Origin of the sequence: Rhizobium sp. NZLR11 (assembly GCF_019685115.1) — a bacterium.
In the GTDB taxonomy this organism is placed as follows: domain Bacteria; phylum Pseudomonadota; class Alphaproteobacteria; order Rhizobiales; family Rhizobiaceae; genus Rhizobium.
The window spans coordinates 38,772-64,831 of the sequence record NZ_JABDWD010000001.1 but is presented as its reverse complement, the minus strand read 5'-3'; the positions used below and the strand labels follow the sequence as shown (position 1 = coordinate 64,831).

The following is a 26,060-nucleotide window of genomic DNA, read 5'->3' as shown; positions in this document are numbered from 1 at the left end:
GACTTTTTCCCTTTTTGTCATAAGTGCTTAGCATTTGCGCCAATTTCGGGAAAGTGTTAAGCCGGGTCTATCGGCGGCAGGGAGGTTCGCGGCCGGTTTCCGCTGCCATTTCCTGTTGTCATTTTCCCGATGAAAGAGAATCAGGGAGAACGCCATGTCCGACGCCATATCGTTTCTCGAGCCGCGCGCCGATGTGCTGGCGCGCCGAGCCCAGATCGTCGCCGATCTGACCGAACTTCTGCCACCGGAATGCCTGGTCCATGAGGCGCGTGAACTGGTGCCGTTCGAGACCGACGCATTCGTTTCCTACCGTCGTCTGCCGCTCGCCGTCGCCCTGCCGCGCACCACGGCCGAGGTTTCGGCCATCATGCGTTATTGCCACCGTTACGGCATTCCGGTCGTGCCGCGCGGCGCCGGCACCTCGCTTTCCGGTGGCGCCATTCCGCAAGAGGACGCCGTCGTGCTCGGCCTGTCGAAGATGAACCGCATCCTCGAAATCGACTTGCCGAACCGCGGCGCCGTGGTGCAGGCTGGCGTCACCAACCTCAATATCTCGGAATCCGTCTTCGCTGACGGCTTTTTCTACGCCCCCGATCCGAGTTCGCAGCTCGCCTGTACCATCGGCGGCAATATCGGCATGAATTCCGGCGGCGCCCACTGCCTGAAATATGGCGTCACCACCAACAATCTGCTCGGCGTCAGGATGGTGCTGGTCGACGGCACGGTAATCGAACTCGGCGGCAAGGCGCTGGATGCGGCGGGTTATGACCTGCTCGGCCTCGTCTGCGGCCATGAAGGCCAGCTCGGCATCGTCACCGAGGCGACGGTACGGCTGATCGCCAAGCCGGAGGGTGCCCGCCCTGTGCTCTTCGGCTTCGAGACTTCGGAAGAGGCCGGCGCCTGCGTTGCCGATGTCATCGCCGCCGGCATCGTTCCGGTCGCGATCGAATTCATGGACAAACCGGCCATCGAGATCTGCGAAGCTTTTGCCCATGCCGGTTATCCCCTCGATGTCGGCGCGCTGCTGATCGTCGAGGTCGAAGGGTCGGAAGCGGAAATGGACGCCACGCTGAAGGACATCGTCGAGATCGCCCGCCGCCACGGCGTCAAGACCGTGCGCGAATGCCAGTCGGCGACCGAAGCGGCGCTGATCTGGAAGGGCCGCAAATCCGCCTTCGGCGCCACCGGCCGCATCGCCGACTATATCTGCATGGACGGCACGGTGCCGCTCAGCCAGCTTTCGCACGTGCTGAAGAGGACCGCCGAGATCATCGATCATTACGGCCTGCGGGTCGCCAACGTCTTCCATGCCGGCGACGGCAACATGCATCCGCTGATCCTCTTTAACGCCAACGATCCGGAGGATGCCGCCCGTGCCGAGGCGGCCGGCAACGATATCCTCAGGCTCTGCGTCGATGCCGGCGGCTGCCTCACCGGCGAACATGGCGTCGGCATCGAGAAACGCGACCTGATGCGACATCAATATTCCGAGGCCGATCTCGCCCAGCAGATGGCGGCGCGCGCCGCCTTCGATCCCGGGTGGCTCCTCAACCCGTCGAAGGTCTTCCCGCTCGAAGGGCGTCCCCCCGCATGATCGATCTGATGCCGACGAGCGAGGAAGAGGCGGCGGCGATCGTCCGCGCCCATGTCGCGGCCGGCCGGCCGCTTGCAATCTGCGGCGGCGATACCCGCTCGGGCTTCGGCAATGCCGTCATCGCCGAAGACCGGCTGCGCTCGACCGGGCTTGCCGGCATCGTCGCCTACAACCCCGGCGAAATGGTCATGACCGTGCGATCGGGTACGCCGCTTGCAGAGGTCGAGGCGGCACTTTCCGACAGCGGCCAGATGCTCGCCTTCGAGCCGATGGACCATCGCCCTGTCATGGGAACCTCGGGCGAGCCGACGATCGGCGGTGTCTTTGCCGCCAATGTCTCCGGCCCGCGTCGGCTGATCGCGGGAGCCGCCCGCGACAGCCTGCTCGGTGTGCGCTTCGTCAACGGCCGCGGCGAGATCATCAAGGCCGGCGGCCGGGTGATGAAGAATGTCACCGGCCTCGACCTCGTCAAGCTGATCGCCGGCTCGCATGGCACGCTGGGCTTCCTCACCGAAGTCACCTTCCGGGTGCCGCCGCGTCCGAAGACCGAGCGTACGGTGGTTCTATCCGGTCTCAACGACGCCGAGGCGGCAAACGCCATGGCGGCGGCGATGGCGCTGCCGGTCGAAGTCTCGGGTGCCGCCCACCTGCCGCTGACGGTGACGTGGAAATTCCTCGCCGGCAAATTGCCGGAGGGCGAGGCGACGGTTCTGCGCATTGAAGGCCTGGCGAGCTCGGTCGACGTGCGCATCGAAAAGCTTGCGGCGGCAATGTCGGCCTTCGCGACGGTGACGCGGCTGGATGAGCCGGAAAGCCGCAGGCTCTGGCAGGAAATCCGTGACGTCCTGCCCTATGCCGATGCGACTCCGCGGCCAGTCTGGCGTGTTTCGGTCGCTCCCGGCACCGGCCATCAGCTGGTCGCAGCGCTACGCCTGGAAGCCGGCGTCGACGCTTTCTACGATTGGCAGGGCGGACTCGTCTGGATGCGCATGGAGGCCGGCCCCGAAGCCGACCTGGTCCGCCGCTATATCAAGGCGCTCGGCGGTGGCCATGCGACGCTGCTCCGCGCATCGGGCGAAGCGAGGGCGGCCACCGCCGCGTTTCATCCGGAGCCTGAGGCGGTGGCGATGTTGTCGCGGCGGGTGAAGGAGAAATTCGATCCGGCCGGCATATTCAATCCGGGGAAGATGGGGTGAGAAGATGAGTCTGCGTCCCGGCACAACCGCTGGCATCCCCTCGAAGCGGAGGCCCCGCTAAATGCAAACCGACTTCACCCCAACCCAGCTGCTCGACCCTGATGTCGCCGAATCCGAGCAGATTCTGCGCAAATGTGTCCATTGCGGTTTCTGCACCGCCACCTGTCCCACCTATGTGACGCTCGGCAACGAGCTCGACAGTCCGCGCGGCCGCATCTACCTGATCAAGGATATGTTGGAAAACGGCCGGCCCGCCGATGCCGAGGTCGTTACCCATATCGACCGCTGTCTCTCCTGCCTTGCCTGCGTCACAACCTGTCCCTCTGGTGTCGACTACATGCACCTGGTCGATCACGCCCGCGCCCATATCGAAAAGACCTACAAGCGTCCGTTGATGAACAGGCTGACGCGTGCCATTCTTGCCGCCGTGCTGCCCTATCCCGGCCGTTTCCGTCTGGCGCTCAATCTCGCCCGCCTCGGCCGACCTTTTGCCGGCCTGATGCGGGGAGCTGCGCTGAAACCCTTCGCCGCCATGCTGGCGCTTGCGCCGCGCCGCATCCCCGCAGCGTCGGCCTTCGCAAAACCCGGCAGCTACCCGCCCGAGACGGAACGGCGTGGCCGGGTGGCGATGCTTTCCGGCTGCGCCCAACCGGTGCTCGATCCCGGCATCAATGCGGCGGCGATCCGGCTGCTGACCCGGCTCGGCGTCGAGGTCGTGCTGCCGGAAGGCGAAGTCTGCTGCGGTTCGCTCGTCCATCACATGGGCCGCGCCGAACAGGCGCTCGCCAGCGCGCGGGCCAATGTCGATATCTGGACGCGCGAAATCGACGGGCAGGGGCTCGATGCCATCATCATCACTGCCTCGGGCTGCGGCACGACGATCAAGGATTACGGCCATATGCTGCGCCTCGATCCCGCCTATGCCGCAAAGGCGGCGAGGGTTTCGGGCCTCGCTAAGGACGTCACCGAATATCTCGCAACCCTCGACCTGCCGGCGCATATGCCGAAGGGCATCACCGTCGCCTATCACTCCGCCTGTTCCATGCAGCACGGCCAGCGCATCACGCTGGCGCCGAAGCAATTGCTGAAAGCGGCGGGTTTTACCGTGCGCGATCCGGCGGAAGGCCATCTCTGCTGCGGCTCGGCCGGCACCTACAACATCATGCAGCCGGAGATCTCGGCTGCCTTGAAGGCACGCAAGGTCAAGAATATCGAGGCGACCAAGGCCGACGTCATCGCCACCGGCAATATCGGCTGCATCACCCAGATCGCCACCAGCACCGGCATGCCGATCCTGCATACGGTCGAGCTGCTCGATTGGGCCTACGGCGGCACTGTGCCGGAAAAATTAAGAGGTTTGCCCTTAGGCTGACGAGAAAGGCCGATCGGGCCGGTCTCGGGAGTTTAGACGATGTGGCGGGGAATGATTGTGCTTGCGGGACTGCTCTGTGCGGCAGGGACTGCCCATGCGAATAGCCGCTTTTTCTGTTCCGCCGATGACAAAGAAGCGCGCTTCACGCTCGAAAGCGGTTTCGAAAGCCAAGCCGGTCACAAGCTCAACCATTTCCGCGGCGCGCTTGTTGTCAAGGATCCGGCGCAATCGACCGTGTTCGGCAAGCGTGTCTTCGAATCGCAGCATCTGACCAACCATTGGTCGCGCGACGGCGATCTGCTGCTGGAAGTCTTCGACGGCGGCGAAGATGAAACCGGCGGAGCAACGCTGGATCTGGTCGTGGTTGCCGGCGAACGCGGCAAGCCGGCTGCAACTTTCAGCGGCACCTATTCCCTGACGATCGAAGGCGGCAGCAAACCCTATGCCGTCGAGGGCAAGGTCAGCTGCGGCACCAAATAGCACCGCAGCCGAAACTCAATTATTCAATTACCAATGGAACGCGACGCCGACGTTGACGGCATTCGTGAAGATGTTGGTCTTCAGGTCCACGCCGCTATCGATCGGAACGTCGATGCGCGAATAGGTGCCCTTGTATTCGACGAAGGTCGACCAGCGATCGGTCACCTTGAAGTCGACGCCGGCCTGGGCCTGTAGCGTCACGCCGCCGAATTCATAAGCCCAGGTCTTGCCCTCGGGACGAATCACTTCGACATGCGGAATGTTCACGCCGACACCGGCGCCGAGATAGGGAGTCCAGCGGCGAGCCGGATCCTGGAAGCGATAGAGCCCATTCACCGTCAGCAGGTTCAGGCCGTCGGTGAATTCGAAATGCGACCAGCCGGTCTTGGCGAGCGTGTCGTCGTCGGCATAGACCTTGTCATGGGTATAATCGAGCGAAATACCCCAGTTCGGCTTGTTGAAGTTCTCGAGCCACCAGGTGACGCGGCCGCCGTAGTAAGGCGGGCTGCCGAAGGACTTGCCTTCCCAGCCGGCGGTGAAATGCGTGCCGTCGGAAAGATCGACGCCGCTATGCGGTGCCGTCTGGTAGCCGCCGTAGACAGAGAATTGCAGGTCTTCCGCCGAGGCGGAGGCTGCCGAACAGATCGTGAAGAACGCGATGCCCGCAAGCAGCGAAGCGGAAGAACGCAGCGCATATGTCATTGAATAGCCCCGATATTGTAAAAATAAGTCGTCCTTGCCGCAGATGTGCCAGCTTTCCGCCGCAATGTCTAAGAAAAATAAAAGGCGCGTCAAAGAGCGCCTTTCGTTTTTTTCGTGAGTGTTGCTCAGCCGCCGAATATCGTCCGCAGCACGTCGATGCCTCTGTCCTCGAACGCGACCGTGCCCTGCCTGTTGCCGGGACCGATGACGATCACCTTGGTGCCGACGGGCGCGCGATCATAGAGATGCGTCACATCCTCGTTCATCATCCGGATGCAGCCGGAAGACATGTTGAGGCCGATGGTCCAGGGCTGGTTGGTGCCATGGATGCGGAAAATGGTGTCGCGGCCGCCCTGGTAGAGATACATGGCGCGGGCGCCGAGCGGATTGTCCTCGCCGCCTTCCTGGAAGGCAGGAATCATATGGCCCTTGGCGGCTTCGCGGCGGCGCATCTCGGCCGGCGGCGTCCAGCCCGGCCATTCGGCCTTGCGGCCGATCTTGACCACACCCGACCAGCCGAAGCCGTCACGGCCGACGCCGATGCCGTAGCGGGTGGCCCGGTTGTTGCCTTCGACGAGGTAGAGATACTTGTTGTTGGTATCGATGATCACGGTGCCGGCCGCTTCCGGCGTCACCAGCCGCACTTTCTTACGCTTGAACTCCGGCTTCACATATTTCGGCATCTGCGCGACACGCACGATCTGCGTCGGATGCCGTGTATTGTCGGGCGTGGAGCCGGCCGGCGCTGCAAAGGCTGATATAGACATCAAGGACAGGACAAGTCCGGCGGCAGCCAGACCCGGCATTAATTTGATCATGAATCGATTCCCCTCAAGCAAATCCGCCCGAGGCTACATGAACTTCTGCCCGATTCAAGATCGGCGTGGCCGGATAAAACATTTTTGGAGAAGGGAGCCGCCTGTTCTTGCGGCTATCTAGAACATGATGCCGAAGAGTGTGTGCGGTTTTCGAACGACAGCATGCTCTAACTATTTAATTTAGAACAGGATTCAGATTTTAGGCCGATCGAGCCTAAAATCATCCTGTTCTAGAGCATTCCCGTTTTCTACGAAACGCGGAAATGCTCTATCCTTTTGTTTTTACGCAATTCCGGAAGCAAAACCGCTGCACACTTTTGCTGGAAATTGCTCTAGCTACTACGTGTGCCGTTAGATGACGATGACGCGGGTTCCGACGCTGACGCGGTCATAGAGGTCGACGACGTCTTCGTTGCGCAGACGAATGCAGCCGGAGGAGACGGCGCTGCCGATCGACCAGGGCGCGTTGGTGCCGTGGATACGGTAAAGCGTCGAGCCGAGATACATGGCGCGTGCGCCGAGCGGGTTTTCCGCACCGCCGTCCATACGCGCCGGCAGGTAGTGGCCCTTGGCGGCTTCGCGGCTGATCATCTCGGACGGCGGCGTCCAGTCCGGCCATTCCTGCTTACGGGTGATCTTGTGGGCGCCTGCCCATTCGAAGCCGGGCTTGCCGACGCCGACGCCGTAACGCCGCGCCTTGCCGCCCTGCATCACCAGATAGAGGAAGCGGTTGTTGGTATCGATGACGATCGTGCCGGGCTTTTCCTGGGTGTCGTAGTCGACCATCTGCGGCAGGTATTGCGGCTCGATCGGATGGCGGATCGCCGGTATGCCGGGATTGATCGCCGAAACGGTCTGCGGTGACACTGGCGGCGCCTGGCGGAGCACGCGGCGCTGGAAAAGGCCACGCTGCTGCGGCTGGATGACCGGCCGCTGGTAGACGACGGGACGAACCGTACCGCCGCCGAGCTGGTAGACCCAAGGCGCGGTCAGGTCGGGGCTTAGCACGACCGGTGGGCGGGTAGCATAGCGGTCGTCTGCAAGGGCGGCCGTGGAAAGAACGCCGAGCAGGGCTGAAGCAAGAACAAGCGGTTTCATCATCGGACGGACTCTCTACAAATGACCGAAAACGTTGGCGGGATACATCCGCCTGCAAAGACGCTGCCACCCAATCCGCCAGCGAATGGTAAAGATCGATTCATGAAAAGCCGACCGATCGGATAAACTTTTCGTCAGGGTTACCGTTCGGTTTGGAAAGACGGTTTGCAAATGGTAAAGCCGGAATCATGACCGGAAAACGAAGCGGACCCGGCGAACAGACGGACCCGGGAATGAAGCGGACATGAGCGAGACAGGCATCATCATCGGCGAGGACGGCAGGAGCCGATGCCACTGGCACGCCAATCTGCCCGATTATCTCAGATATCATGACGAGGAATGGGGCCGCCCTGTCACCGATGACATTCGCCTCTTCGAGAAGATCTGTCTCGAAGGCTTCCAGTCCGGTCTTTCCTGGCTGACCATCCTGCGCAAGCGAGAGAATTTTCGCGCCGCCTTTTCCGGCTTCGATTTCGAGAAGGTCGCTCTCTTCGGCGACGAGGACGTCGCTCGCTGCCTGGCCGATGCCGGCATCATCCGCCATCGCGGCAAGATCGTCTCGACCATCAACAATGCCAGGCGCGCCATTGCGCTCAGGGACGAATTCGGCTCGCTCGCCCATTATTTCTGGCGCTACGAACCGGGTCGTAACGAGCGACCTGGAGTGGTCGACCGTGACCATATCGTCGCAAATCCGACGACGCCGACCTCGACGGTGATTTCAAAGGATCTGAAGAAACGCGGCTGGACCTTTGTCGGCCCGACCACAGTTTATGCTTTCATGCAGGCGATGGGTCTCGTCAACGATCATCTGGAGGGCTGCTTCTGCCGGCCCGAGGTCGAGGCGATGCGCGCCGCTTTGGTTCGTCCATGAAAGAAGATGCATCCGTGAGAATATTGATCACCGCCGCTGCCCTGTTTTTCCTATCGGTCTCAGCCATGGCGCAGACGCCGCAGCTCGATCCTGGCGAGAAGCTCGAGAAACTGCAGTTCCCGGCTGTCACCATGCAGCTGAAGGGCTGGACGAAGTTCGGCAACGGCCATGTCTATACGCTGCCGGTGCGCACCGGCCAGCACCTGAAGATCGACTTTGCCACCAAAAGCAAGTTCGCCTACCTGGCGATCTTCGACCTGTCGAAACCGGATGACGAGGCGTTTTTCGGCACCGACGAGGACGGCTTGAGCTTCGAGACGACGGTCAAGGAAAACACCACTTGGCTGTTGCGTCCCTATTATTCCAAGGTCTCGCCGCGCCGCGGCCTTGGCGCCCCCTTCAGTATTCTGATCGAGCCTTTGGCCACTGCGCCGAAGCAGCCGCAGCCACCAGCCGAGCCGGAACGCCCGTCGCTGTTTCCGAAGGCGCCAGCCAAGCCGCAATAAAACAGAGCGCTTTTGTCCGCCTATGCCAGCCGGTCGATCAAGTCGCGCAACTCGCCGAGATGGCCGATCTTGCGGAAACGCGGCGCCTCCGTCGGCTCTTCCACATGTTCCAGCACCCAGGTGAGTTCGTGCGGCACGAAGACGCCGTAGCTGCCGGCGGCGATCGCCGGCACGATGTCGGATTTCAGCGAATTGCCGACCATCATCGCCCGCTCCGGCCCGTCGCCGACCTTGGCGAAGATGCGCCGATAGGTGACGGCGGTCTTGTCGGAGACGATCTCGACGGCATCGAAGAAGTCGCCGAGCCCGGATTGGGCGAGCTTGCGCTCCTGGTCGAACAGATCGCCCTTGGTGATCATCACCAGCAGGTATTTGCCGGCAAGCGCCTCCAGCGTGTCGCGCACATGCGGCATGGTCTCGACGGGATGGCTGAGGAGGTCGCGGCCGGTATCGAGGATTTTGGCGATCACGCTCGAGGGAATCTTACCCTCGGTGATCTCGATCGCCGTCTCGATCATCGACAGCGTGAAGCCCTTGATGCCGAAGCCGTAGTGGCGAAGGTTGCGTTTCTCGGCTTCCAGCAGCCGCTCGGAAATCTTCGGCCCTTCGGCGAAATCGGCAAGAAGCCCGGTGAAATGCGCTTCCGTCAGCCGATAATATTGTTCGTTCTGCCAGAGCGTGTCGTCGGCATCGAAGCCGATCGTGGTCAGTGGTCGCGTCGTCATATGCGTACCTTTGAGCATGATGCCGAAAAGTGTGAGCGGTCTTCTTATGACATCATGCTCTAACTCTTTCATTGAGAACAGGATTCAGATTTTAGGCCGCTCGGCCTAAAATCATCCTGTTCTTGAAATATGGCCGGCAATCTATCGCTCGCCTGTGTCGAGACAAGGGCTGTGTGGAGACAAGGGCACTTATCTCCGCTTGGAAGGCGCAACGTTGAAAATCGCCGCCGCCGCACTAGATCGACTTTGCCTCACCTTGCAGCCAGCCACGGCTGTGCCTGTCACGCGCAGGCCAATAATCAAAAAATGAAGTTCTTAAGTTCGCAAACCCCTCTTGCGGCAGACACAAAGGATTTTTTCGACCATGCGTTACAATCAACTTGGAAATACGGGACTTTTCGTCTCGGAAATCTGCCTGGGCACGATGACCTTCGGCGAAGCCAAACAGGGCAGCATGTGGGGCGCCATCGCCGATGTCGACCAGAATGCCGCCGACCGGATTGTCGAGCGCTCGCTTGCATCAGGCGTCAATTTCATCGACACGGCCGACGTCTATTCATCCGGCGAGTCCGAAAGGCTGCTCGGCCAGGCGCTGAAGAACCTCGACATCCCACGCAAGGACGTCGTCATCGCCACCAAGGTCTACGGCGTCATGGGCGACAAGCCGAATGACCGCGGCGCTTCGCGCGGCCACATCATGGATTCGATCGAGGCGAGCCTCAAGCGCCTGCAGACCGATCATATCGACCTCTATCAGATCCACGCCACCGATACGGTGACGCCGATCGAAGAGACGCTGCGCGCCTTCGACGATCTCGTTTCCCGCGGTCTCGTGCGCTATATCGGCGTCTCCAACTGGCAGGCCTGGCGCATCTCCAAGGCGCTCGGCCTCTCCGAACGCCGCGGCTTTGCCCGTTTCGAAACGGTGCAGGCCTATTATTCGATCGCCGGCCGCGATCTCGAGCGCGACATCGTGCCGATGATGCAGGAGGAGAAGCTCGGCCTGATGGTCTGGTCGCCGCTCGCCGGCGGTCTGCTCTCCGGTAAGTACGGTCCCGGCGCGCCCGGCAACGGCGAGGGCCGTCGCGCCAGTTTCGACTTTCCGCCCGTCGACCAGGACAAGGCCTGGGCCTGCGTTGCCGTCATGCGCGAAGTCGCCGAAAAGCACCGCGTCAGCGTCGCCACCGTGGCGCTCGCCTATATCCTTGCCAAGCCTTTCGTCACGACAGTCATCATCGGCGCCAAGCGTGTCGACCAACTCGACCAGAACCTTGCCGCCGTCAAGCTGAAGCTCGACGGCGACGATATGAAAAGGCTCGACGAGGCCAGCGCCCTTGCTCCCGAATATCCGGGCTGGATGCTGGCGCGACAGGGCGCCGGCCGCCGCCCGGCCGATTTCGAGCCGAAGGATTGATTTGCAAGTCCAAGGGCATTTCGGTGAGGGAACGCCGGAGATATCCGGCGTTCTTTTTTTGCAGACGATCGGTTATTTGCCGTGGGCTTTAAGCCAGGCATTCATCTCGGTGATCTCGGCTTCCTGCGCCTTGATGACGCCTTCGGCGAGTTTGCGGATATCGGCATCCTTGCCGTATTGAAGTTCGATCCTCGCCATGTCGATCGCGCCTTGATGGTGCGGGATCATGCCGCGGACGAAATCCACATCGGGATTGCCGCTATATTTGATCGTCATATCCTTGTGCATCTTGGCGTTGGCCTCGCTGAATGCGTGGCTTGCTGCATCGTGACTGCCCATCGGCTTGCTCATGTCCATCGACATGTCTTCGGCAAGGCTGGGGGCGGCAACGAAGGCAAGCATTGTAGCAAGCGTAATGATTTTCAGAGACATGAGAGATCCTTCCTCTGTCTGACAATAGGTCTTCCAGGCAGCAGCGCTACCTGATTGGCATGGATGGGGTGTCAGGACAGTCGGGGAGGGGGCGCCTGCGGCGCGGGCCTTTTATCATCCAGGGCGCGGGCAAGTGCCGGGGCAGGATAGCCGAAAACGGATTTTCCGCCGTCCATGACCGTCACCGTCGGCGGCAGCAGAAGACAGGCGGCGCAAAGCGGCATATGCGCAACGTCGCCGCTAGCGCAGGGATCTTTCAGGGGAGCGATTTGCCTTGGCCCCTCGGGCATATTCCCTTTGGACACATCCATGCCGGCCATCTGATGGTGCATGCTGCCGGCCTCGACGGTGACCGGCGCATTCATCGACGCGCATGTCGGACAGCCCGCCCATGCAGACATGGCGCTGTAGACCAGCCAGCCGAGTAACATCGTGATGAGGGCGAGTGTCCGCATGATGTTTCATATAGGCGAATGCGGGCCGCACGCCAAGCTGGCCGACGATGACAGGCTGACGGATCACGGCATTGTCATGCCTCTCACCAGGCGGCGATCACCTGGTGCTCGATCCGGTAATCCCGGCTCTCCTCGCCGAGCGGCGCGACCGGCCATGTCCAAGTCGCTTTTGCCGGTGGCTGCGAGACACCGTGCAGCAGGTCGGCCTCTTCCTGCACCCTGCCGTTGCGGTCGATGACGGCATATGCGATGTCGGTCACCAGACAGCTGCGGCAGGCAAGCCCCGAAAGCCCGGTCAGATGCGCGGCGATCAACCCTTCCACCGTATCTTTAGGCATGCGGCCTGCCTCGGTCTCGTGGCGCCGTTTCACGCCGCGGCCGATCTGCGACAGCAGGTTGGCCGAAACGACGAAATCGAGATAAGGCACCGAACGCAGGAAGCCCAGTGGTTCGGGCTCCCTGCCGGCGGCGAGATCGTCATAGCCGGAGAGATCGCGCTCGATCAGCCGGACATTGCGGTAGCCCTTGGCCGTCAGCCACAGGCGCACCGAGGCGAGATGGACGAGGTCGACCAGCACGACAGTGTCGAAGTCTCTCGCCAACTCTTTGATCGGCACGTCGCGCAGCAGGCCCGAACCGAGCACGACCGCCGTCCGTTTCTGCCTGAGATCGGCTGCCGCCGCGCGTATCGCATTCCGGCTCTTCTCTTCGTGTTCGGCCCAATCCTTGGAGCAACGTCCGGCCCGGGACCACAGATTGACGGAATAGCGGATGAACTTTCTGTAGGACTTGCCGGTCAACGGCAATGTCGCGGTATAGAGAAGCGCCTCGGCGATCATGAGCATATCCGCATTTCTGATGGACGCCTCTGCTTCAATCGATTCTGCCTGCGGCTTCAAGACCCTTCGCCCTTGCCGCTCCCGGCCCAATCCGCTAGGAAACCGCCACTGTCACAGTCAGCGGAATTCCCGGAAATGAACGATAAACAGAAGAAACCGCAAAAGCTCAAGGCCCGCCTGCCGCGCGGCTTCGTCGACCGCACGGCCGCCGATATCCGTGCCGTCAATGAGATGACGGCAAAGATCCGGGAAGTCTACGAGCATTATGGTTTCGATCCGCTCGAAACGCCGCTGTTCGAATATACCGATGCGCTGGGCAAATTCCTGCCCGACAGCGACCGGCCGAATGAGGGCGTCTTCTCGCTGCAGGACGACGACGAGCAGTGGATGTCGCTGCGTTACGACCTGACCGCGCCGCTCGCCCGTCATGTCGCCGAGAATTTCAACGAAATCCAGCTTCCCTACCGCACCTACCGCGCCGGTTACGTCTTCCGCAACGAGAAGCCCGGCCCCGGCCGCTTCCGCCAGTTCATGCAGTTCGATGCCGATACGGTCGGCGCGCCGGGCGTCCAGGCCGATGCCGAAATGTGCATGATGATGGCCGATACGCTTGAGGCGCTCGGGATCAAGCGCGGCGACTATGTCATCCGCGTCAACAACCGCAAGGTTCTGGACAGCGTGCTGGAGGCGATCGGCCTCGGCGGCGACGACAAGGCCGGCCAGCGGCTCAACGTGCTACGCGCCATCGATAAGCTCGACAAGTTCGGGCCGGAAGGTGTGGCCCTGCTGCTCGGTCCCGGCCGCAAGGATGAATCCGGCGACTTCACCAAGGGCGCCGGCCTCGACCAGGCGCAGATCGACAAGGTGCTGTTCTTCGTCGGCATCAAGGACTATGCCGAAAATGCTTCGCGGCTGGCCGAGCTCGTCGCCGAAACCTCGAAGGGCGTCGAAGGCGTCGAGGAACTGAATTTCATCGGGGCGTTGGTCACGAGCGCCGGCTATCAGTCCGACCGCATCAAGATCGATCCCTCCGTCGTGCGCGGCCTCGAATATTATACTGGCCCGGTCTACGAGGCCGAGCTCAGCTTCGACGTCACCAACGAAAAGGGTGAAAAGGTCGTCTTCGGTTCGGTCGGCGGCGGCGGCCGTTATGATGGCCTGGTCTCCCGCTTCATGGGTCAGCCGGTTCCGGCAACCGGCTTTTCGATCGGCGTCTCCAGGCTGATGACGGCGCTGAAGAACCTCGGCAAGCTCGGCGCCAGCGAAGTGATCGAGCCCGTGCTGGTAACCGTCATGGACGGCGATGTCGAGGCGATGGGCCGCTATCAGAAGATGACCCAAGAGCTGCGCGCCGCCGGCATCCGCGCCGAGATGTTCCAGGGCAACTGGAAGAAGTTCGGCAACCAGCTGAAATACGCCGATCGCCGCGGCTGCCCCGTCGCCATTATCCAGGGCGGCGACGAGCGCGCCGACGGCGTCGTGCAGATCAAGGATCTGATCGAGGGAAAGCGGCTCTCCGGCGAGATCGAGGACAATGCCAGCTGGCGCGAGGCCCGCGTGGCACAGGAGACGGTGCCGGAAGCCGACCTCGTCGCCAAGGTGAGGGAGATTCTTGCGGCGCAGGCAGAGGATCGGAAGAGGGCGGGCGGCGATGTCTGAGGCCGTTCCGACACGCTCGTCGCTTATCGTTCGGAGCGCGGCATGCCCCTGATCAACCTCCCCGAATTTGCCAACGATCTGCTGGCCGAATTTACCGCCCGCAACACCGAGCGCATCGACACGCCGGTGATCCAGCCGGCCGAACCCTTTCTCGATATCGCCGGCGAGGACCTGCGCCGCCGCATCTTCATGACGGAGAGCGAAACCGGGGCGAGCCTCTGCCTGCGTCCCGAATTCACCATCCCCGTCTGCCTGCGCCATATCGAGACGGCAACCGGCACGCCGAAGCGTTACGCCTATCTCGGCGAGGTTTTCCGTCAGCGCCGCGACGGCGCCAATGAATTCTATCAGGCCGGCATCGAAGATCTCGGCGATATCAACCTGTCCGGCGCCGACGCCCGCGCCATCGGCGATGCCACCGGCATTCTCGCCCGCCTGCTGCCGGGCCGGCGCCTGTCGGTGACATTAGGCGACCAGGCGGTGTTCGAAGCCGTCGTCCAGGCGCTCGGCCTGCCGCTCGGCTGGCAGAAGCGCCTGATCCACGCCTTCGGCAACATGACGCAGCTGGAAGCCCTGCTTGCCGGCCTCGTCAGCCCGCAATTCGTCACCGGGCTGGACGACGATATTGCCAAGCTTGTCGCGTCAGGCGATGAGCAGGCGCTGGTCGCCCATATCGAGCAGGAAATGCAGACCACGGGTTATTCGGCCAATGCCGGCCGCTCGCCGCTGGAAATTGCCCGGCGGCTCAAGGAAAAGCTCATCCTCTCCGAAACGCGTCTCGACGACGCGGCCTTCCATGTGCTGGAGGAGTTCCTGTCGCTCCACGTGCCGCTCGTCAATGCGTCCGCGGCCCTGGCCGGTTTCGCCGATGCGGCCGGCCTGAAACTCGGCAACGCACTATCCCGCTTCAACGGCCGCGTTGCCGCCCTTGCCAATGCCGGTGTCGACCTCTCTTGCGTTGACTACCGCGCCGCCTTCGGACGGCCGCTCGATTATTACACCGGCCTCGTCTTCGAGGTGACGGCGGAAGGCTCGGCGGCGGTTCTGGCCGGTGGTGGCCGCTTCGACCGGCTGCTGACCTTCCTCGGCGCAACGGACCGCATTCCGGCCGTCGGCTTCTCCTTCTGGCTCGACCGCATCGAAACCGAAAGGGCAGCTGAATGACCATCACCATCGCGCTTCCCTCCAAGGGCCGGATGAAGGACGATGCTTCGGCAATCTTCGAGCGGGCCGGCATGCCGATCGCAGCTGTCGGCAACGACCGCTCCTATCGCGGCCGCGTCGAAGGCTGGGACGATGTCGAAATCGCCTTTCTCTCGGCCTCCGAAATCTCCCGCGAGCTCGGCAACGGCACTGTCGATTTCGGCGTCACCGGTGAAGATCTGATGCGGGAAGGGTTTGCCGAAGTCGACAAGCGGGTCGAATTCTGCGCCCGGCTCGGCTTCGGCCATGCCGATGTCGTCGTCGCCGTGCCGGAGATCTGGCTGGATGTCGAGACCATGGCCGATCTCGTCGATGTCGCCGCCGATTTCCGTGCCCGCCATGGTCGGCGCCTTGCCATCGCCACCAAATACTGGCGGCTGACCCAGCAGTTCTTTTCGAGCCAGCACGGCATCCAGCTTTATCGCATCGTCGAAAGTCTCGGCGCCACCGAGGGGGCTCCGGCGTCCGGCTCGGCCGATATCATCGTCGACATCACCTCCACCGGCTCGACGCTGCGCGCCAACCGCCTGAAGGTGCTTCAGGACGGCGTCATCCTGCATTCGCAGGCCTGCCTCGTGCGCGCCCGCAGGGAAAGCCATGCGGACGAACCGGTCGTGCAGGCAATCATCGACGCGGTGCGCGCCGCCCTCTGATCTCCAGGCATAAGAAAAACCCGCCGTCGGATGTGACGGCGGGGTTCTCTATGTCTGGGAGGATGTCTGCTTGTTCAGGCGGCCGCGTAGGCGCCGCGGCGGGCGTCGAGCGAGTAAGCGCCTGCGCCGTTGGTGGCGAGCATGATATAGGCGCCGGCGAGCGTGACGTTCTTCATGAAGTTGACGAAGTTCAGGGCGTTGATCCAGCCGTTGGCAGCGGCCGGGAAATCAGGAACGTTGACCGGCGAAAGGTGGAAGACGACGCCGGTGAACACACAGAACACGGCGAGCAGCCAGCCGACGATGCGGACCTGAAAGCCGACGAGCACGGCGAGACCGGTTGCAAGTTCGAACAGGCCGGCGAGATAGGTGAGCGCCGTGGAAGCGGGCAGACCTGCACCGGCGATCATGCCGGCGGTCGAAGCCGGATCGGTCAGCTTGCCGAAGCCGGCGAAGATGAACATGAAGGAAAGCAGGATACGGGCAATCAGGGTAATGACGTTGTTCGACATGGACGTTGTCTCCGTTTGACTGGTTCTGGAGATCTTGGTGCCCCGGCACCGTGTGGACCTCTGATGCCTCCTATGTCGCTCATTTCTCCCATTGTGGAAAGATAAACGAACGGGGACACTTTGTTCAATAATATAGAACGATGCCCTACAGGCGGCCGCTTGCCTTTGCCGCGTCCGGTCTCTTATGGTCGGCGCCCAACAAGGAGAATCCGATGGCAGATCTGTCCGCATTTCCGATCACGGCGCGCTGGCCGGCGAAAAATTCCGACATCATCCAGCTTTATTCGCTGCAGACGCCGAATGGGGTGAAGGTATCAGTCGCGCTCGAGGAGCTCGGCCTTGCCTACGAGGCGCATTATATTTCCTTCGCAGCCAACGAGCAGAAGTCGCCGGAATTCGAATCTCTCAACCCGAACGGCCGCATTCCGGCGATCATCGATCCGAACGGGCCGGATGGTAAGCCGATCGGCCTGTTCGAATCCGGCGCCATCCTGCTTTATCTCGCCGAAAAAACCGGCAAGCTCATTCCTGAAGACGCCGCTGGCCGCTACGAGTGCATCCAATGGGTGTTTTTCCAAATGGCCGGCATCGGCCCGATGTTCGGCCAGTTCGGACATTTCTACAAGTTCGCCGCCGACAAGGTCGCCAATAATTCCTATCCGGTGGAGCGCTATCGCGACGAGTCCAAACGGCTGCTCGGCGTGCTCGAAGACCGGCTGAAGGGTCGGCAGTGGATCATGGGCGACCAGTATACGATTGCCGACATCACCACCTTCACCTGGGTTCGCGGCGCCGATATCTTCTATGGCGGCCGCGAGGTTCTCGACTATGCGAAATTCCCCGCCGTCATGGACTGGCTGCAGCGCTGCATCGCCCGCCCGGCCAGCGAGAAGGGGCTCAACATTCCGGTCAAGCCGGAGTGACGAACAGGCCGCCGCAAAGCAGAAAGGCCGCCCATCGGGACGGCCTTGGTGTTCTACCTCCGGCCTCTATCGGTGGCTTGCAATCTGCCTTGCGCCTTCAAGCTTGAAGCGCGGAAAGATGAAGACGCCGACCATGCTGCCGCTGTATTTCTCTTCGAGCCCGTTCGACTCGCCCATGCAGAACAGCGGCTGGCGCAAGCCGTTCGGCATGATGATCGTCGTCGAAAAACAGAAGGAGGAGCAGCGTGTCGCCGCCTGCTCGAACAGTTCCAAGATGTGGCCGCGGTCCTTGGTATCGTAGCAGCGGATCAGGCTTAGGAGCCCGCATTCCTGTGCGGAGAGGCCGTGCAGCATCGCGCTCCATTCGCCGAGACGTAACATGCCGCTCGACAAATCTCCGGTCCAGGCTTCGGAAATCGAAAACTGCGCCACGATCTCGTCATTTTGATTGTGGTGCTCAAGCGAGCCGGGTGTCAAAGGTACGGCTGCATTGGCTTTGGCGATCTTAAACAAGGCGTTCCCCCGTTCGCATGCAGCTCCTCCGCCGCACGCTCGGTAAACACAAAAACAGGATCACGCAGCAGCAGGCATGATGCCCGTGCTTTTACCTGCGATCGTTGCCGCGGCCATCGGGCCTGCGGAACGTCAAGGATCGACTCTCGCGCCCGCTTGGTGGGCGCACTTCAATTGCAGCGCGGATTTATAGGAGCTTTTGAACAAACGGCAACGGCTTTTTAAGGGGTGTTCGGATCGGCATTTTTCCTGGGATGCCGGCATCCTCAGCCTATCCAGCGGGGAAGCGGCGCCGAAACATCAATTTTGCGGGCTTTGGATGCGGTTCCACTCGACATGAGGTGAGAAAGGGCGCCGCAACGCCGCAATCTCCCGCCAAGACCAGAGGCTTGAAAAAGCGCGGCAACGCAAGCCTCGCGAAAGCTTCCCGGGCGGGAGCGGGCGACGCGCCATGAAATTGCGCACAACGGACCGAATCGCCGGAGACGGGAAATGCGCGCAAAAGAAAAGGGCGACCCGAGGGCCGCCCTTCCTGTTCCGGAGACCGGAATGATGGCAGTGCAGGCTTTCGCCTATCACATCATGTCCATTCCGCCCGTTCAGCGCGCTTGACGCGCTGACCCATTTTAGATGATGGGCGGTTTCATGAACGATGCTGTGAAGGCCGTAGGCCTATCACATCATGTCCATTCCGCCCATGCCGCCCATGCCGCCCGGCATGCCGCCGCCAGCCGAGTCTTTCTTCGGCAGTTCGGCGATCATGGCTTCGGTGGTGATCAGCAGCGATGCGACAGAAGCAGCGTTCTGCAGCGCCGTGCGGACAACCTTGAGCGGGTCGACGATACCCATGGCGATCATGTCGCCATATTCGGATGTCTGGGCGTTGTAGCCGTAGTTGTCTTCGTTCTTGTCGAGGACCTTGCCGACAACGATCGAGGCTTCGTCGCCTGCGTTTTCAGCGATCTGACGAACGAGCGACTGCAGGGCGCGGCGAACGATGTTGATGCCGGCTTCCTGGTCGTCGTTTGCACCCTTGACGGTGATCTTCGTGGAAGAGCGCAGCAGAGCGATACCGCCGCCGGGGACGATACCTTCCTGAACGGCAGCGCGCGTCGCGTTGAGCGCGTCGTCGATGCGGTCCTTCTTTTCCTTCACTTCAACTTCCGTCGAGCCGCCGACGCGGATGACGGCGACGCCGCCGGCGAGCTTGGCAAGACGTTCCTGCAGCTTCTCGCGGTCGTAGTCGGAGGTGGTTTCTTCGATCTGAGCCTTGATCTGGGCAACACGGCCTTCGATGTCGGACTTGGCGCCCGAACCGTCGACGATCGTGGTGTTTTCCTTGGAGATCGAAACCTTCTTCGCACGGCCGAGCATGTCGAGCGTGACGGATTCGAGCTTGATGCCGAGGTCTTCGGAGATCACGGTGCCGCCGGTCAGGATGGCGATGTCTTCGAGCATGGCCTTGCGGCGGTCGCCGAAGCCAGGAGCCTTGACGGCAGCGATCTTGAGGCCGCCGCGCAGCTTGTTGACGACGAGCGTTGCGAGGGCTTCGCCTTCGACGTCTTCAGCGATGATCAGGAGCGGCTTGCCGGTCTGAACGACAGCTTCGAGAACCGGAAGCATCGACTGCAGGTTCGAGAGCTTCTTCTCGTGAAGGAGAATGAAGACGTCTTCGAGGTCGGCGATCATCTTTTCCGGGTTGGTCACGAAGTAGGGGCTGAGGTAGCCGCGGTCGAACTGCATGCCTTCGACGACTTCGAGTTCGGTTTCGGCGGTCTTGGCTTCTTCAACCGTGATGACGCCTTCGTTGCCGACCTTCTGCATGGCTTCAGCAATGTCGAGACCGACCTGCTTGTCGCCGTTTGCGGAAATCGTGCCGACCTGTGCAACTTCTTCCGAAGTGGAGATCTTCTTGGCCTTGGCCTGGAGATCCTTCACGACGTCAGCAACAGCGAGGTCGATGCCGCGCTTCAGGTCCATCGGGTTCATGCCGGCTGCAACAGCCTTGTTGCCTTCGCGAACGATCGCCTGGGCAAGAACAGTTGCGGTCGTGGTGCCGTCACCGGCGATGTCGTTGGTCTTCGAAGCAACTTCGCGGACCATCTGTGCGCCCATGTTTTCGAACTTGTCTTCGAGTTCGATTTCCTTGGCGACGGAAACGCCGTCCTTGGTGATGCGCGGAGCGCCGAAGGACTTGTCGATGATGACGTTACGGCCCTTCGGGCCGAGCGTTACCTTGACTGCATCGGCGAGAATGTCGACGCCACGCAGCATTTTTTCGCGCGCGGTGCGACCAAACTTGATTTCTTTAGATGCCATGATTGAAACTCCTCATTTCGAGTGTCCGGGTTCTGGACCCGTCGGCTACGTGGGAAGGCCAGCGGCTGATCAGCCGATGATGCCCATAATGTCGGCTTCCTTCATGATCAGAAGGTCTTCGCCGTCGATCTTGACTTCGGTGCCGGACCACTTGCCGAACAGAATGCGGTCGCCAGCCTTGACGTCGAGTGCGACGACCTTGCCGGACTCATCGCGCGCGCCGGAACCGACGGCGACGATTTCGCCTTCCTGCGGCTTTTCCTTGGCGGTATCGGGAATGATGATGCCACCCTTGGTCTTGGCTTCGGACTCAACGCGGCGAACAACGACGCGGTCGTGAAGGGGGCGGAAGTTGGTGCTTGCCATTGTCTAATCCCTCGATCGAATGACATTCGCGGGCCGGAGCGGCCCACATGGATAGATGTTAGCACTCCCTTGCGGTGAGTGCTAGCGACGAGCATTTAGGGATGGCTCCGAAAGGAGTCAATGAGAGCAATCACGAATTTTTGTGCCGGAATTGTGAAGAGGCGGAAGAATTGCGGAGATTGCCGCCGAAACCGGCGCGGCGGGTCGACGGCGAAGAAAATGCCTTGCCATCGCCTTGCGCCTTTGCAATGTCACCGGTGACTGCAGCAAATCGGGAAATCGGAATGGCCAGGCGGATAGAAAACTTCTCGGAGATAACAGGTCATTACGACGTGGTGCTCTGCGATGTCTGGGGCGTCGTTCACAATGGCGTCGATCCGTTTCCGAAGGCAGCCGCAGCCCTTGAGGCGGCGCGCGCCAACGGCGTCGTCGTCGTCCTCATCACCAATTCGCCGCGCCTTTCCTGGCAGGTGGTCGAGCAGTTGCGCCAGATCGGCGTTCCCGACGGCGCCTATGATAGGATCGTCACCTCCGGCGACGTCACGCGCCGGCTGATCGCCGAAGGGCCGAAGACGGTCTTTCTGCTCGGCCCCGAGCGCGACAAGGCGCTTCTCGAAGGCATCGGCGTCGAGCGCAAGCCGGCGGGCGAAGCGCAATCGCTCGTCTGCACCGGCTTTTTCGACGACGAGACTGAGAAGCCGGAGGATTACACCGACATGCTTCTGGAATTCAAAGCCCGCGAGGTGCCGATGATCTGCGCCAATCCCGACCTCGTCGTCGAGCGTGGTCACCGCATCATCCCCTGCGCCGGTGCCATGGCCGCCTATTATGAGCAGCTTGGCGGCAGCACCCGCATCGCCGGAAAACCGCACCGGCCGATCTATGAGGCGACGCTGGCCGCTGCCCGCGAGCTTCGCGGCGATTTCTCGGTCGACCGCGTGCTGGCGATCGGCGACGGCATGCCGACCGATGTGCGCGGCGCCTTGAATTACGGCCTCGACCTTCTCTACATCAGCGGCGGTATCCACGCCAAGGAATACACCCTGAACGGCGAGACCGACGAGGCGATCCTCAACGCCTATCTCGATCGGGAAAAAGCCGCGCCGAAGTGGTGGATGCCACGCCTTGCATAAAGAGAAGCCAGCCGATGACCGTCTTCCACCGCAATGAAACCCGGGAACCCTTGCCTGCCCATCTAAAGGGCGGCGTCATTGCCATCGGCAATTTCGACGGCGTGCACCGTGGCCACCAATCGGTGCTCAGCCGCGCGCTCGAAATCTCCAGGGCCCGCGGTATCCCCGCTTTGGTGCTGACGTTCGAGCCGCATCCGCGCACGGTCTTCCGGCCTGAGACACCGGTCTTCCGCCTGACGCCCGCACCATTGAAGGCCCGCATCCTGGAAACGCTCGGTTTCGGCGCCGTCATCGAATATCCCTTCGATTATGAGTTTTCGCAGCGCTCGGCCGATGATTTCATCCATTCGATCCTCAAGGATTGGCTCGGCGCCTCAGAGGTCGTCACCGGCTTCGATTTCCATTTCGGCCGCGGCCGCGAGGGCGGTCCGGCCTTCCTGATGAATGCCGGCCAGACCTATGGCTTCGGCGTCACCCTGATCGACGCCTTCCGCGACGAAAACGCCGACGTCGTCTCTTCGAGCCATATCCGCGCGCTTTTAAGCGACGGCAATGTCAGCGAAGTCGCCGGCATGCTGGGCTATCATTATACGGTTGAGGCCGAGGTGATCGACGGCGAAAAGCTCGGCCGGCAGCTCGGGTTTCCCACCGCCAACATGCGCCTGCCGCCGGAGGTCGAACTCGCCGCCGGTATCTACGCCGTCCGCTTCCGCCGCCAGGACGGCACGCTGCACGACGCCGTCGCAAGCTACGGCCGCCGCCCGACGGTTACGGAAAACGGTGCACCGTTGCTCGAAACCTACCTTTTCGATTTCAGTGGCGATCTCTACGGCCAGCGCTGCGCCGTCTCCTTCTTCGGCTATATCAGACCGGAGCTGAAATTCGACGGCCTCGATCCGCTGGTCGCCCAGATCAAGCGCGACGAGGAGCAGGCGAGGGCGCTGCTTTCCGGTGTGAAACCGCTGGGCGAACTCGACCGGAAGCTTTGTTTTTCCTGACGTCGCCGTGAGCGTGGCGGCAGCGGGGAGACCAGCGATTCCTGCCACCGATGCCGATGGCGCAACCGCGAATTCTGCTCTTCCTTTTCCAGGCAAAAACGCCTATGAACCGCCGCTATGACGAAATTTCGGCTGGCGATGACGATGCGAATTATCGGCCCGGCCTTCCGCGCGCGCTAAGCGGCCGGAAGGTCCGGGTTTTTGGCGCTTGGATACAAGCGCTTCCGTCACCAGCTTTTTCACGCCCGTTGCGCCCCTTCCTGGGCCGCCAGAAACGATTGTCCGATATGACCGACACAGCCGAAAAGATCGACTATTCGAAGACCCTCTATTTGCCCGAAACCGATTTCCCCATGCGCGCCGGCCTGCCGCAGAAGGAGCCGGAGCTGGTCAAACGCTGGCAGGAGATGGGTCTCTACAAGAAATTGCGCGCTTCGGCCGCCGGCCGCGAAAAGTTCGTGCTTCACGACGGCCCGCCCTATGCCAATGGCAACATCCATATCGGCCACGCGCTGAACAAGATCCTCAAGGATGTCATCAACCGCTCGTTCCAGATGCGCGGTTACGACGCCAATTACGTGCCCGGCTGGGATTGCCACGGCCTGCCGATCGAATGGAAGATCGAAGAGAAGTACCGCGAGAAGGGAAAGAACAAGGACGAGGTCCCGGTCAACGAATTCCGCCGCGAATGCCGTGAGTTTGCCACCGGCTGGATCAAGACCCAGGCCGAAGAGTTCAAGCGTCTCGGCATCGAAGGCGACTTCGACAATCCCTATACGACGATGAACTTCCACGCGGAAGCGCGCATCGCCGGCGAACTCCTGAAGATCGCCGCAAGCGGCCAGCTTTATCGCGGCTCCAAGCCGATCATGTGGTCGGTCGTCGAGCGCACGGCGCTGGCCGAGGCCGAAGTCGAATACCAGGATTACGAGAGCGACACGATCTGGGTGAAATTCCCCGTTGTCGAAGGTCCGGCTGCGCTCAAGGATGCGTTCGTGGTCATCTGGACGACCACGCCCTGGACGATCCCCGGCAACCGCGCGATCTCTTTTTCCGCACGTGTCTCCTACGGTCTCTACGAGGTAACGGCTGCCGAGAACGATTTTGGTCCGCGTCCCGGCGAAAAGCTGATCTTTGCCGACAAGCTGGCTGAGGAATCCTTCGCCAAGTCCAAGCTGCAGTACAAGCGCCTGAGCGATGTCTCTGCGGCCGACTTCGCAGCGATGGCCTGTGCCCATCCCTTCAAGGGTCTGGACGGAGGCTATGAATTCGCCGTGCCATTGCTTGATGGCGATCACGTCACCGATGATGCCGGCACCGGTTTCGTGCACACGGCACCCAGCCACGGCCGCGAAGACTTCGATGCCTGGATGTCGGCCGTCCGCACGCTGGAGGCTCGTGGCATCGACTCCAAAATCCCGTTCCCGGTCGACGACGGCGGCTTCTACACATCGGATGCCCCCGGCCTCGAGGGCGCACGCGTCATCGACGATAACGGCAAGAAGGGCGATGCCAACGACCGCGTCATCAAGGAACTGATCGCCCGCGGCGCGCTCTTTGCCCGCGGCCGGCTGAAGCATCAGTATCCGCATTCCTGGCGCTCGAAGAAGCCGGTGATCTTCCGCAACACGCCGCAATGGTTCGTCCATATGGACAAGACCCTTGCCGACGGCACGACGCTGCGTTCGCGCGCTCTCGGTGCGATCGACGACACCCGCTTCGTGCCCGCCGCCGGCCAGAACCGCCTGCGCGCCATGATCGAAGGCCGCCCGGACTGGGTTCTTTCTCGTCAAAGAGCATGGGGCGTACCGATCGCCGTCTTTGCCGACGAGCAGGGCGAGGTCCTCGTCGACGAAGCCGTCAGCGCCCGCATCCTCGACGCCTTCGAACAGGAGGGCGCCGACGCCTGGTTTGCCGAAGGCGCCAAGGAGCGCTTCCTCGGCAACGATCATGACCATGCCCGCTGGACGCAGGTCATGGATATCCTCGATGTCTGGTTCGATTCTGGCTCGACGCACACCTTCACGCTCGAAGACCGCCCGGACCTGAAGTGGCCGGCCGACCTTTATCTCGAGGGTTCCGACCAGCATCGCGGCTGGTTCCATTCGTCACTGCTGGAATCGGCGGCCACCCGTGGCCGCGCCCCTTATAACGCCGTCCTTACCCATGGCTTCACCATGGACGAGAAGGGCGAAAAGATGTCGAAGTCGAAGGGCAATGTCACCGCGCCGCAGGAAGTGATGAAGGACGCCGGCGCCGACATCCTGCGCCTCTGGGTCATGACCTCGGACTATGCCGACGACCTGCGCGTCGGCAAGACGATCATCCAGACCAATGTCGATGCCTATCGCAAGCTGCGCAACACCATCCGCTGGATGCTCGGCACGCTCGCCCACGACACGGGCGAGGAGATCGAGTTTGCCGATCTGCCGGAGCTGGAGCAGTTAATGTTGCACCGGCTTGCCGAACTCGACGAGCTGGTGCGCGAAAACTACGATGCCTTCGATTTCAAGAAGATCGCCCGCGCACTGATCGATTTCGCCAATGTCGAGCTGTCGGCCTTCTATTTCGATGTCCGCAAGGATGCGCTCTACTGCGACGCGCCATCGAGCCTGCGCCGGCGCGCCAGCCTGCACGTCATCCGTCAGATTTTCGATTGCATGGTGACCTGGCTTGCCCCGATGCTGCCCTTCACCACCGAAGAGGCCTGGCTGTCGCGCAATCCGTCCGCCGTTTCCGTGCATCTGGAGCAATTTGCCCCGGTTGCAAAGGAATGGCGTAACGATGCCCTGGCCGAGAAGTGGAAGAAGATCCGCGCGGTCCGCTCGGTTGTCACAGGCGCGCTGGAAATCGAGCGCAAGGACAAGCGCATCGGCTCCTCGCTGGAAGCGGCGCCGGTCGTCCACATCGCCGATCCGGAATTGCTGAAGGCGCTGGAAGGCCAGGACTTCACCGAAGTCTGCATCACCTCGGCAATCGAGGTCAGGGCCGGCGAAGGCCCGGCTGAAGCTTTCCGCCTGGCCGAAGTGCCTGAGGTTAGCGTCGTGCCGAAGCTTGCAGAGGGTGAGAAATGCGCCCGCTCCTGGCGGATCACCAGGGACGTCGGTTCCGATCCCGAATATCCCGACGTCTCGGCCCGTGATGCTGCAGCCCTTCGCGAGCTTGCGCTGCTCGCGTGAAGAATATTGCCGGGTGAATTGCGTTTTCGCGGTTCATCCGGTAAAAGCTGCCTGAAAATGGCCGGATTTTTGCGTCAGGGGGACGGTTGTCCGGTTG

25 protein-coding genes are annotated in these 26,060 nt (G+C 61.8%); 14 read left to right on the top strand and 11 right to left on the bottom strand.

The features are described 5' to 3' along the window. Window positions 1-154: 154 nt before the first annotated feature. The 4 genes from HJB83_RS00315 (at window position 155) to HJB83_RS00300 (ending at window position 4,642) form a co-directional block, all read left to right on the top strand. A complete protein-coding gene (locus HJB83_RS00315; protein WP_207583076.1) occupies window positions 155-1,594 on the top strand; it encodes an FAD-linked oxidase C-terminal domain-containing protein in 1,440 nt (479 codons plus the stop codon). Beyond that, on the top strand, window positions 1,591-2,790 hold the full coding sequence (gene glcE, locus HJB83_RS00310; protein ID WP_221131117.1) for a glycolate oxidase subunit GlcE: 1,200 nt from the start codon (window positions 1,591-1,593) through the stop codon (window positions 2,788-2,790). The genes HJB83_RS00315 and glcE overlap by 4 nt, the downstream gene beginning before the upstream one ends. 61 nt (window positions 2,791-2,851) lie before the next feature. Beyond that, window positions 2,852-4,162, top strand: a complete 1,311-nt coding sequence (gene glcF / locus HJB83_RS00305) for a glycolate oxidase subunit GlcF (RefSeq protein WP_221131116.1) — start codon at window positions 2,852-2,854, stop codon at window positions 4,160-4,162. A 39-nt stretch (window positions 4,163-4,201) separates the two neighbouring features. Beyond that, on the top strand, window positions 4,202-4,642 hold the full coding sequence (locus HJB83_RS00300) for a hypothetical protein (RefSeq protein ID WP_207583079.1): 441 nt from the start codon (window positions 4,202-4,204) through the stop codon (window positions 4,640-4,642). A gap of 27 nt (window positions 4,643-4,669) precedes the next feature. Here HJB83_RS00300 and HJB83_RS00295 read toward each other — a convergent pair whose 3' ends face one another. From HJB83_RS00295 to HJB83_RS00285, 3 genes are all read right to left on the bottom strand, one after another. Continuing rightward, the gene (locus HJB83_RS00295) at window positions 4,670-5,344 is read right to left on the bottom strand and encodes an outer membrane protein (RefSeq protein ID WP_207583080.1); all 675 of its coding nucleotides are present in this window, start codon (window positions 5,342-5,344) and stop codon (window positions 4,670-4,672) included. Between the two features lie 125 nt (window positions 5,345-5,469). Continuing rightward, a complete protein-coding gene (locus HJB83_RS00290) occupies window positions 5,470-6,162 on the bottom strand; it encodes a L,D-transpeptidase (RefSeq protein WP_221131109.1) in 693 nt (230 codons plus the stop codon). Between the two features lie 351 nt (window positions 6,163-6,513). After that, window positions 6,514-7,263: a L,D-transpeptidase gene (locus HJB83_RS00285; protein ID WP_221117575.1), complete on the bottom strand. Its 750-nt coding sequence runs from the start codon at window positions 7,261-7,263 to the stop codon at window positions 6,514-6,516. Window positions 7,264-7,504: 241 nt separating this feature from the next. On the opposite strand from HJB83_RS00285, the gene HJB83_RS00280 reads away from it, so the two are divergent. Both HJB83_RS00280 and HJB83_RS00275 read left to right on the top strand, forming a co-directional pair. After that, window positions 7,505-8,134, top strand: coding sequence for a DNA-3-methyladenine glycosylase I (locus tag HJB83_RS00280; RefSeq protein ID WP_221117574.1), 630 nt, complete (start codon window positions 7,505-7,507; stop codon window positions 8,132-8,134). Next, the gene (locus HJB83_RS00275; RefSeq protein ID WP_221117573.1) at window positions 8,131-8,640 is read left to right on the top strand and encodes a hypothetical protein; all 510 of its coding nucleotides are present in this window, start codon (window positions 8,131-8,133) and stop codon (window positions 8,638-8,640) included. The genes HJB83_RS00280 and HJB83_RS00275 overlap by 4 nt, the downstream gene beginning before the upstream one ends. Window positions 8,641-8,660: 20 nt before the next feature. Here HJB83_RS00275 and HJB83_RS00270 read toward each other — a convergent pair whose 3' ends face one another. Then, entirely contained in the window at window positions 8,661-9,365 is a 705-nt protein-coding gene (locus HJB83_RS00270) for an HAD family hydrolase (RefSeq protein ID WP_207583085.1), read from the bottom strand. 364 nt (window positions 9,366-9,729) lie between these two features. Between HJB83_RS00270 and HJB83_RS00265 the strand changes: the two genes are divergently transcribed. Beyond that, a complete protein-coding gene (locus tag HJB83_RS00265; RefSeq protein WP_221117572.1) occupies window positions 9,730-10,779 on the top strand; it encodes an aldo/keto reductase in 1,050 nt (349 codons plus the stop codon). A 72-nt stretch (window positions 10,780-10,851) separates the two neighbouring features. Here HJB83_RS00265 and HJB83_RS00260 read toward each other — a convergent pair whose 3' ends face one another. From HJB83_RS00260 to HJB83_RS00250, 3 genes are all read right to left on the bottom strand, one after another. Next, entirely contained in the window at window positions 10,852-11,211 is a 360-nt protein-coding gene (locus tag HJB83_RS00260; protein WP_221117571.1) for a DUF305 domain-containing protein, read from the bottom strand. A 71-nt stretch (window positions 11,212-11,282) separates the two neighbouring features. After that, a complete protein-coding gene (locus tag HJB83_RS00255) occupies window positions 11,283-11,666 on the bottom strand; it encodes a hypothetical protein (protein WP_207583088.1) in 384 nt (127 codons plus the stop codon). Window positions 11,667-11,749: 83 nt separating this feature from the next. Continuing rightward, a complete protein-coding gene (locus HJB83_RS00250) occupies window positions 11,750-12,511 on the bottom strand; it encodes a hypothetical protein (RefSeq protein ID WP_221117570.1) in 762 nt (253 codons plus the stop codon). 129 nt (window positions 12,512-12,640) lie between these two features. Here HJB83_RS00250 and hisS point away from each other — a divergent pair, with 129 nt between their 5' ends. Genes hisS through hisG form a run of 3 tightly spaced genes read left to right on the top strand, consistent with a single transcriptional unit; the run spans window position 12,641 to window position 16,020 of the window. Further along, window positions 12,641-14,164: a histidine--tRNA ligase gene (gene hisS / locus HJB83_RS00245; RefSeq protein WP_221117569.1), complete on the top strand. Its 1,524-nt coding sequence runs from the start codon at window positions 12,641-12,643 to the stop codon at window positions 14,162-14,164. Between the two features lie 42 nt (window positions 14,165-14,206). Beyond that, on the top strand, window positions 14,207-15,328 hold the full coding sequence (locus tag HJB83_RS00240) for an ATP phosphoribosyltransferase regulatory subunit (protein ID WP_221117568.1): 1,122 nt from the start codon (window positions 14,207-14,209) through the stop codon (window positions 15,326-15,328). Beyond that, window positions 15,325-16,020, top strand: coding sequence for an ATP phosphoribosyltransferase (hisG, locus tag HJB83_RS00235; protein WP_221131108.1), 696 nt, complete (start codon window positions 15,325-15,327; stop codon window positions 16,018-16,020). Before HJB83_RS00240 ends, hisG begins: the two co-directional genes overlap by 4 nt. A 74-nt stretch (window positions 16,021-16,094) precedes the next feature. On the opposite strand, the gene HJB83_RS00230 is transcribed toward hisG, so the two are convergent. Then, a complete protein-coding gene (locus tag HJB83_RS00230) occupies window positions 16,095-16,532 on the bottom strand; it encodes a DoxX family protein (RefSeq protein ID WP_209887339.1) in 438 nt (145 codons plus the stop codon). 212 nt (window positions 16,533-16,744) lie between these two features. Between HJB83_RS00230 and HJB83_RS00225 the strand changes: the two genes are divergently transcribed. Then, a complete protein-coding gene (locus HJB83_RS00225) occupies window positions 16,745-17,455 on the top strand; it encodes a glutathione binding-like protein (RefSeq protein WP_221117566.1) in 711 nt (236 codons plus the stop codon). 66 nt (window positions 17,456-17,521) lie between these two features. On the opposite strand, the gene HJB83_RS00220 is transcribed toward HJB83_RS00225, so the two are convergent. From HJB83_RS00220 to groES, 3 genes are all read right to left on the bottom strand, one after another. Then, window positions 17,522-17,968 carry a hypothetical protein gene (locus tag HJB83_RS00220; protein ID WP_207583095.1) on the bottom strand — a complete coding sequence of 149 codons (447 nt, stop codon included), beginning with the start codon at window positions 17,966-17,968 and terminating at the stop codon, window positions 17,522-17,524. Between the two features lie 675 nt (window positions 17,969-18,643). Next, window positions 18,644-20,287: a chaperonin GroEL gene (gene groL, locus HJB83_RS00215; protein WP_207583096.1), complete on the bottom strand. Its 1,644-nt coding sequence runs from the start codon at window positions 20,285-20,287 to the stop codon at window positions 18,644-18,646. Between the two features lie 69 nt (window positions 20,288-20,356). Then, a complete protein-coding gene (gene groES, locus HJB83_RS00210) occupies window positions 20,357-20,653 on the bottom strand; it encodes a co-chaperone GroES (RefSeq protein WP_003545797.1) in 297 nt (98 codons plus the stop codon). Window positions 20,654-20,937: 284 nt separating this feature from the next. Here groES and HJB83_RS00205 point away from each other — a divergent pair, with 284 nt between their 5' ends. The 3 genes from HJB83_RS00205 (at window position 20,938) to ileS (ending at window position 25,963) form a co-directional block, all read left to right on the top strand. Continuing rightward, window positions 20,938-21,786, top strand: coding sequence for a TIGR01459 family HAD-type hydrolase (locus HJB83_RS00205; protein ID WP_207583097.1), 849 nt, complete (start codon window positions 20,938-20,940; stop codon window positions 21,784-21,786). Between the two features lie 14 nt (window positions 21,787-21,800). Beyond that, the gene (locus HJB83_RS00200) at window positions 21,801-22,784 is read left to right on the top strand and encodes a bifunctional riboflavin kinase/FAD synthetase (RefSeq protein WP_221131107.1); all 984 of its coding nucleotides are present in this window, start codon (window positions 21,801-21,803) and stop codon (window positions 22,782-22,784) included. A 287-nt stretch (window positions 22,785-23,071) separates the two neighbouring features. Then, window positions 23,072-25,963 (top strand): isoleucine--tRNA ligase, encoded by a 2,892-nt coding sequence (gene ileS / locus HJB83_RS00195; RefSeq protein WP_221131106.1) that lies wholly within the window; start codon window positions 23,072-23,074, stop codon window positions 25,961-25,963. Window positions 25,964-26,060 lie beyond the last annotated feature (97 nt).

What these genes read in the sequence shown, in the direction of transcription:
- HJB83_RS00315 (WP_207583076.1), top strand. Translation starts at nt 155, where the DNA reads ATGTCCGACGCCATATCGTTTCTCGAGCCGCGCGCCGATGTGCTGGCG.
- glcE (WP_221131117.1), top strand. Translation starts at nt 1,591, where the DNA reads ATGATCGATCTGATGCCGACGAGCGAGGAAGAGGCGGCGGCGATCGTC.
- glcF (WP_221131116.1), top strand. Translation starts at nt 2,852, where the DNA reads ATGCAAACCGACTTCACCCCAACCCAGCTGCTCGACCCTGATGTCGCC.
- HJB83_RS00300 (WP_207583079.1), top strand. Translation starts at nt 4,202, where the DNA reads ATGTGGCGGGGAATGATTGTGCTTGCGGGACTGCTCTGTGCGGCAGGG.
- HJB83_RS00295 (WP_207583080.1), bottom strand. Translation starts at nt 5,344, where the DNA reads ATGACATATGCGCTGCGTTCTTCCGCTTCGCTGCTTGCGGGCATCGCG.
- HJB83_RS00290 (WP_221131109.1), bottom strand. Translation starts at nt 6,162, where the DNA reads ATGATCAAATTAATGCCGGGTCTGGCTGCCGCCGGACTTGTCCTGTCC.
- HJB83_RS00285 (WP_221117575.1), bottom strand. Translation starts at nt 7,263, where the DNA reads ATGATGAAACCGCTTGTTCTTGCTTCAGCCCTGCTCGGCGTTCTTTCC.
- HJB83_RS00280 (WP_221117574.1), top strand. Translation starts at nt 7,505, where the DNA reads ATGAGCGAGACAGGCATCATCATCGGCGAGGACGGCAGGAGCCGATGC.
- HJB83_RS00275 (WP_221117573.1), top strand. Translation starts at nt 8,131, where the DNA reads ATGAAAGAAGATGCATCCGTGAGAATATTGATCACCGCCGCTGCCCTG.
- HJB83_RS00270 (WP_207583085.1), bottom strand. Translation starts at nt 9,365, where the DNA reads ATGACGACGCGACCACTGACCACGATCGGCTTCGATGCCGACGACACG.
- HJB83_RS00265 (WP_221117572.1), top strand. Translation starts at nt 9,730, where the DNA reads ATGCGTTACAATCAACTTGGAAATACGGGACTTTTCGTCTCGGAAATC.
- HJB83_RS00260 (WP_221117571.1), bottom strand. Translation starts at nt 11,211, where the DNA reads ATGTCTCTGAAAATCATTACGCTTGCTACAATGCTTGCCTTCGTTGCC.
- HJB83_RS00255 (WP_207583088.1), bottom strand. Translation starts at nt 11,666, where the DNA reads ATGCGGACACTCGCCCTCATCACGATGTTACTCGGCTGGCTGGTCTAC.
- HJB83_RS00250 (WP_221117570.1), bottom strand. Translation starts at nt 12,511, where the DNA reads ATGCTCATGATCGCCGAGGCGCTTCTCTATACCGCGACATTGCCGTTG.
- hisS (WP_221117569.1), top strand. Translation starts at nt 12,641, where the DNA reads ATGAACGATAAACAGAAGAAACCGCAAAAGCTCAAGGCCCGCCTGCCG.
- HJB83_RS00240 (WP_221117568.1), top strand. Translation starts at nt 14,207, where the DNA reads ATGCCCCTGATCAACCTCCCCGAATTTGCCAACGATCTGCTGGCCGAA.
- hisG (WP_221131108.1), top strand. Translation starts at nt 15,325, where the DNA reads ATGACCATCACCATCGCGCTTCCCTCCAAGGGCCGGATGAAGGACGAT.
- HJB83_RS00230 (WP_209887339.1), bottom strand. Translation starts at nt 16,532, where the DNA reads ATGTCGAACAACGTCATTACCCTGATTGCCCGTATCCTGCTTTCCTTC.
- HJB83_RS00225 (WP_221117566.1), top strand. Translation starts at nt 16,745, where the DNA reads ATGGCAGATCTGTCCGCATTTCCGATCACGGCGCGCTGGCCGGCGAAA.
- groL (WP_207583096.1), bottom strand. Translation starts at nt 20,287, where the DNA reads ATGGCATCTAAAGAAATCAAGTTTGGTCGCACCGCGCGCGAAAAAATG.
- groES (WP_003545797.1), bottom strand. Translation starts at nt 20,653, where the DNA reads ATGGCAAGCACCAACTTCCGCCCCCTTCACGACCGCGTCGTTGTTCGC.
- HJB83_RS00205 (WP_207583097.1), top strand. Translation starts at nt 20,938, where the DNA reads ATGGCCAGGCGGATAGAAAACTTCTCGGAGATAACAGGTCATTACGAC.
- HJB83_RS00200 (WP_221131107.1), top strand. Translation starts at nt 21,801, where the DNA reads ATGACCGTCTTCCACCGCAATGAAACCCGGGAACCCTTGCCTGCCCAT.
- ileS (WP_221131106.1), top strand. Translation starts at nt 23,072, where the DNA reads ATGACCGACACAGCCGAAAAGATCGACTATTCGAAGACCCTCTATTTG.